At 29.5% G+C, this 5,207-nt stretch carries 6 protein-coding genes; 5 read left to right on the top strand and 1 reads right to left on the bottom strand.

All coding sequences use genetic code 11. The features are described from left to right. The first annotated feature begins 129 nt into the window (after positions 1-129). The 3 genes from N4A55_RS05720 to N4A55_RS05710 all read left to right on the top strand — a co-directional run bounded on the left by N4A55_RS05720 (position 130) and on the right by N4A55_RS05710 (position 2,995). Positions 130-987 carry a hypothetical protein gene (locus N4A55_RS05720; RefSeq protein ID WP_293754558.1) on the top strand — a complete coding sequence of 286 codons (858 nt, stop codon included), beginning with the start codon at positions 130-132 and terminating at the stop codon, positions 985-987. A 23-nt stretch (positions 988-1,010) separates the two neighbouring features. Beyond that, positions 1,011-1,433 carry a hypothetical protein gene (locus tag N4A55_RS05715; protein WP_293754557.1) on the top strand — a complete coding sequence of 141 codons (423 nt, stop codon included), beginning with the start codon at positions 1,011-1,013 and terminating at the stop codon, positions 1,431-1,433. Between the two features lie 995 nt (positions 1,434-2,428). Then, on the top strand, positions 2,429-2,995 hold the full coding sequence (locus N4A55_RS05710) for a cell wall hydrolase (RefSeq protein ID WP_293754556.1): 567 nt from the start codon (positions 2,429-2,431) through the stop codon (positions 2,993-2,995). Between the two features lie 34 nt (positions 2,996-3,029). On the opposite strand, the gene N4A55_RS05705 is transcribed toward N4A55_RS05710, so the two are convergent. After that, positions 3,030-3,749: a hypothetical protein gene (locus N4A55_RS05705; protein ID WP_293754555.1), complete on the bottom strand. Its 720-nt coding sequence runs from the start codon at positions 3,747-3,749 to the stop codon at positions 3,030-3,032. Between the two features lie 794 nt (positions 3,750-4,543). Between N4A55_RS05705 and N4A55_RS05700 the strand changes: the two genes are divergently transcribed. Together N4A55_RS05700 and N4A55_RS05695 are read left to right on the top strand one after the other, a co-directional pair. Next, positions 4,544-4,729: a SymE family type I addiction module toxin gene (locus N4A55_RS05700; protein WP_293754553.1), complete on the top strand. Its 186-nt coding sequence runs from the start codon at positions 4,544-4,546 to the stop codon at positions 4,727-4,729. A gap of 13 nt (positions 4,730-4,742) precedes the next feature. After that, positions 4,743-5,129, top strand: a complete 387-nt coding sequence (locus N4A55_RS05695; RefSeq protein ID WP_293754551.1) for a hypothetical protein — start codon at positions 4,743-4,745, stop codon at positions 5,127-5,129. The last annotated feature ends 78 nt before the right edge of the window (positions 5,130-5,207 follow it).

Raw genomic sequence — 5,207 nt, 5'->3', positions numbered from 1 at the left:
CACAGCTAAGCACTAGCTATAATGCTACATCTATCTATATACAACTATAATCTAATAGTTAACTAATTATGTTAACTTCATTAATAATAGAGATATAAAAAATATCTTCTATATAATAGATTAATAGTTATGGATAGTTACCGAGGGGACGGGCTGAATCTTTACACATACGTACAGAATAACCCTATTATGTATATCGACCCAACTGGACATGGAAAAGGTGGAGTTAGTAATAAAGATAATAGTTACTTTATTAATTTACCTAAGCCTGATTCTGACGCTAGCAAGCTAGATTTAATGGCAGATATCTATACCTTTAAATATTTATATGATTATTTTACAAATGTTCCAGTTGGTGGTAGTAATTATATGGCTTATACATATCTCTACGATAATTTTAATACTAAATTAGTAGACGATATAATTTCATCAGTTAGCGGTGCAAAATTTATTTATGAAGTAGCACAGGTTAAAAACAAAAAAGATTTTGGCAACTTCATATTTTCTAAGACACTTGAAAAGTATTCTAAGCGTGCCAATACATTGGCTGAATGGGGTGTATTTGCGAAAAATCCAAATGCATTAATTCCTATAGCACTATTTGATATGGTGAAAAATGAATTTCAAGATAAGAAAAACCTTAAGAATCTTAAATACATAGCTGCAATAGATGCTGACCCATTTAATATGTTTCTTTTACAAGGTTATAGAGATAAATTCATTAATCAATGGGAAAATATTACCAAGAATGTCTATAAAGGGTTTACTGATGTTTATGGTGATCAGTTAAATGATGACCAAGAATATTTATTATACAAAATATCAAGTAAAATAGGTGATGTTATTTCTATGAATAAAAATTATAATCATCATATCAATAATCTGAAGCCAATGTTTAAGGATATTGAAGATAAATATCATGAAGAGCAATTTAAGAAAACATTATACTATAAGTATTATATTTTACCTCAAGAACAGGGTATGTAACACCATATTAGAAAGGGATTATTATGACTAAGAAGCAAAAGAAGCTTACAACTATAATAAGTATATCTGTTGTAGTACTTATGTATTTAATAACAAATTTTATTAGACCTAAGTTAATGGAAATAAAATTTAATAAATACAATAAAGAATTTATGGAAATATATAGTGAATTGATAAATTCTATAGATATTAAAAATCTTGATACTGCTTTAACAGAAGAGAATTTTATAAAAGTTGACCAATTAGGTGAATTAGTACCTAAAATGGAAGACTTACAAACAGAAAAAACTTTCTTTAAATTTGTCTCTTCAAGAAATTTTTATTTAGATATTAAAAATAGTCTAGAAAAAGCTAAGTACTGGAATACTATGACTGATACAGAGAAATTTGAGATACAGACGATACTGATAAGTAATAAATCTGTGGTTAATCTTTCATCTAATTAATTTAAAAATAATGAATATCAAGGTAGATGGTATCCCTGTGAATTACCATCTACCTTATTTTTCAGTGCAATCGTGAACCGTGGAGATATCATAACAGAAAAAGCCCTAAAGATACGATTTTTATAAGAATCTTATCAGCTTATCGGATAAAGTTTTTATTATAATAGTAATAATAAACACCATATGTATACAATAACATATGTCTCTAGGACATTAACACCCTTCTGATTAGTATAGTTTTATTTATGTATTTTCAATAAAATAGATACCCCTGAGATAGGAATAAGACCAGCTAGGGTCGGTTGCTTACGGAGTGTTTTAAGGTCTTCCCCCGCAAATCTTTTCAAGGTGTTTCTTTTAGGTCATAGAAACCAAAACAAAATCATTCTGGTCTTAACCTATTAGCCTACCAATGTTTTCTTAATTCACGATATAAGGCAGAGCGTATGCTATTATGACAAGAACATGCTTCGTTTAGAATATCCATAAGCAGACGTAGTGGCTTCAAGACATATCTCATTTCTTCACCACCAATAGCTAAAGTATTCATATTTTCGTTGACTAGCTTGGGGATATCATAGGGATTATTCCATGTAAATGATTATTTTCAATATTTTTTAGTGTTCTTTGTACTTCTATACGGCTATAATGACAACAACCAAAAAGTAGTGAGCAAAGATAATCCATATATTGATGGAATATAATACTGATTATAAGCTATTAAAATATAAGCCAGTTTAAATATTTTTGTATTTAAATATTCTTTATTAATTATTAAAATTATTAAGGAAATTATTAAGACAACGAATAGTTAGAGATATATATTGACATGAGGTGGTTTGAATGATATTGTTTGTGTGTAACGTCATATAAATAATTCAAACGCATAACTTTAATAATTACAGATTATAACTGAATACAAAAACTCCATTTTTACAAATATATTACTAGAACCTACTTAACTAGAAAATATAAAAATTATGGAGGATATACAAATGATGAAAGTATTAAAAAGATTAGTTATGCTAGTTACCGTAATTAGCATAGTATCAGGCTTTGGATTGACAACAAGTGCTTCTTATCCCTATGGTGAACCATTAAATAGTAATGATGAATTGATAGGAAGAGATAGTGTTGATTTATTAGCACGTATGGTTTATGGAGAAGCTATGTCTGAAAGTTTTGTAGGAAAAGAAGCAGTTGCTATGGTGGCATACAATAGAAAACGATATAATGATTCAGAATTTGGTGGAAATACATATGAAGGTGTTTTATTACATGAACCTGGATTTGATTCTATGCAAGGAACAATAGTATTACAGCCAGATTTAAATTCAGGTGATTGGGAAAGTAGCCTTCAAATAGCAAGAAATATGCCACGTGCTAACCCAATAGGAAAATGCTTATGGTTTGTAAAAAATAATCTCTATTCTACTCTTTCAAGAATAAACAGTGAAGGTAACGAAGAATTTAAATTTAATTCTTCACCCTTTTGGAAACTAGTAGTTGAGAAGCAAGTTATAGGTAATCATACATTTTTCAGACTTGAAGGTTATGATTAAGACGGTTCATTAGAGATGTCTTTCTTCAAGTGATTTAGTAATAAGAGCTTTTAAGATACTCAATATTGGTTATTTTGTACCTATTATTCTTAAAAGTATAATAGACTTTAAAAAGACCAATACCTACACTAGGTGATATTTTGATTCCAACGTCCGCTGTTAGTCTATCATAAGTACTTAATAATGGTTTATTCTCCAATCCAAATTTTATAGTATCACCAACAGCTGGTTTAGTATATCGGAACTTAGGATTGGAAGTTACAGGTATTAGATAAATTATATCATCAATAATAATCATCGCTTCCTTAGAGGAAAATTCCATAGTTATTGTATCATTTATTACACTAACAGGATTATCCACTTCGTATTCATCCATTGTTTCTGGATTGATAATATGTACTTCATTAATAGCTATATCTGTCCCACTAGCAGTAGTGAATATAATATATAAGTCTTCTTTTAGTACGCCCTCTTTATAGGAATCTACGTACTTAATGTAGATCGGAAGACCAATATCCTTCCAATTAAATGTCTTTTCATTTTCTCCAATTTTTATTGTCATATTAGTATAATTCATTCCTTCTTTTGTAGGTGGTATAGCATACAAAAAAGTATCCTTTTCTGGAATACTAGCGAGAAGATATAATTCTGTATTTTGTTCAGTTTTATGATTAAAAACCATAATATCATCTTTGAATGCTGTAAATAGCAAAACTATTAAAATAAGTATAAGAACTATTTTTATCCTCTTCAATTGATAACCTTCCTATATCTCTATTAGTATATATTATTGATTGTAGTATAAATTTATTACTGTATGCTAAAATATAGAGATATCAGTATGTAGCGTGTCCTATGTAAAATCTATCTTTTATGTACATTACTTAGTATATTAATGATTTATCTACGGAAAGTCTTATTCAATTATATAGCCAAAAGGCTATTTTTATTTTCTTTCATAAATCAGTCTGAACAAAGAACACTAAAAAATATTGAAAATAATTATTGACATGGAATAATCCCTATGATACAAGCTGTTCAGTCAACGAAAATATGAATACTTTAGCTATTGGGGGTGAAGAAATGAGATATTTCTTGAAGCCACTACGTCTGCTTATGGATATTCTAAACGAAGCATGTTCTTGTCATAATAGCATACGCTCTGCCTTATATCGTGAATTAAGAAAACATTGGTAGGCTAATAGGTTAAGACTAGAATGATTTTGTTTTGGTTTCTATGACCTAAAAGAAACACCTTGAAAAGATTTGCGGGGGAAGACCTTAAAACACTCCGTAAGCAACCGACCCTAGATGGTCTTTTTCATGGCTCCCCACTATTCAATTCATTGGAAAACTAAAAAGGTCGCCATATCCCGAAAGTGCTAGAACACTTTTGGGCATATGCAGGTAATACACGTACCTACACATACAGCATACGCTGTTATGAGCAACCTTGAATTTATTATAGATGATTCTACATCGCTTTACAAGTGTAGGTTTGCACTTTTTTGTTTTCCTTTCAACCACTTTGAAAGGAGATAATTACATATGAATTTACGTACTTTAACAGTTTGTAGTGTTACCAATTATCTTGGATTTAGAAAGGGTTATTCAACCTATCCAGTTATCAGACTTCAAGGCAAATGGCTTGAAAAACATGGTTTCAAGATTGGTGACAAAGTACACGTTATAGAAGATAAAGAACAATTAATTATTAAGATTATTAAAGATTAGGAGTTGATATTTCATGGCTAGGATAAGATATAGTACTACTTTAGATGAAGATTTATTAAATATGGTGAAGCATAGGGCATCATTAATAGACAGACTACATGGGGCAAATGACATTATTGAACAAGCTTTAAAATTTTATTTTCGTAATGCTTCCGTTACTGTTTGGGAGAAAAGCATTAATACAGAAGATGATAACAAGGACAAGCATTTTCAAAAGCTTATTTTAAGGTCTAATAGATTAGTTTTGGAAACTGTACAAGATAGAACCACTATTAAGAAATACGATCCCGAAGCTGTCAGCTCAAAAAAACTTAAAGATTGTAAAAGCTTACTGGACTATCGTTGTACGGCTATTTATTATAATATCTCATCTTTATATGTGGATATTTTAATAGTTTGATACTGGTGTTGTGGATGTTTGCGTTTTTATTCATCAGAATGGAGTGATACAATGCACAAGAAACAAATGTATTTATAT

It is taken from the genome of Vallitalea sp. (assembly GCF_025211055.1).
In the GTDB taxonomy this organism is placed as follows: Bacteria; Bacillota; Clostridia; order Lachnospirales; family Vallitaleaceae; genus Vallitalea.
This window is presented reverse-complemented; position numbering and strand designations above follow the sequence as displayed.

What these genes read in the sequence shown, in the direction of transcription:
- N4A55_RS05695 (WP_293754551.1), top strand. Translation starts at nt 4,743, where the DNA reads ATGGCTAGGATAAGATATAGTACTACTTTAGATGAAGATTTATTAAAT.
- N4A55_RS05720 (WP_293754558.1), top strand. Translation starts at nt 130, where the DNA reads ATGGATAGTTACCGAGGGGACGGGCTGAATCTTTACACATACGTACAG.
- N4A55_RS05700 (WP_293754553.1), top strand. Translation starts at nt 4,544, where the DNA reads ATGAATTTACGTACTTTAACAGTTTGTAGTGTTACCAATTATCTTGGA.
- N4A55_RS05710 (WP_293754556.1), top strand. Translation starts at nt 2,429, where the DNA reads ATGATGAAAGTATTAAAAAGATTAGTTATGCTAGTTACCGTAATTAGC.
- N4A55_RS05715 (WP_293754557.1), top strand. Translation starts at nt 1,011, where the DNA reads ATGACTAAGAAGCAAAAGAAGCTTACAACTATAATAAGTATATCTGTT.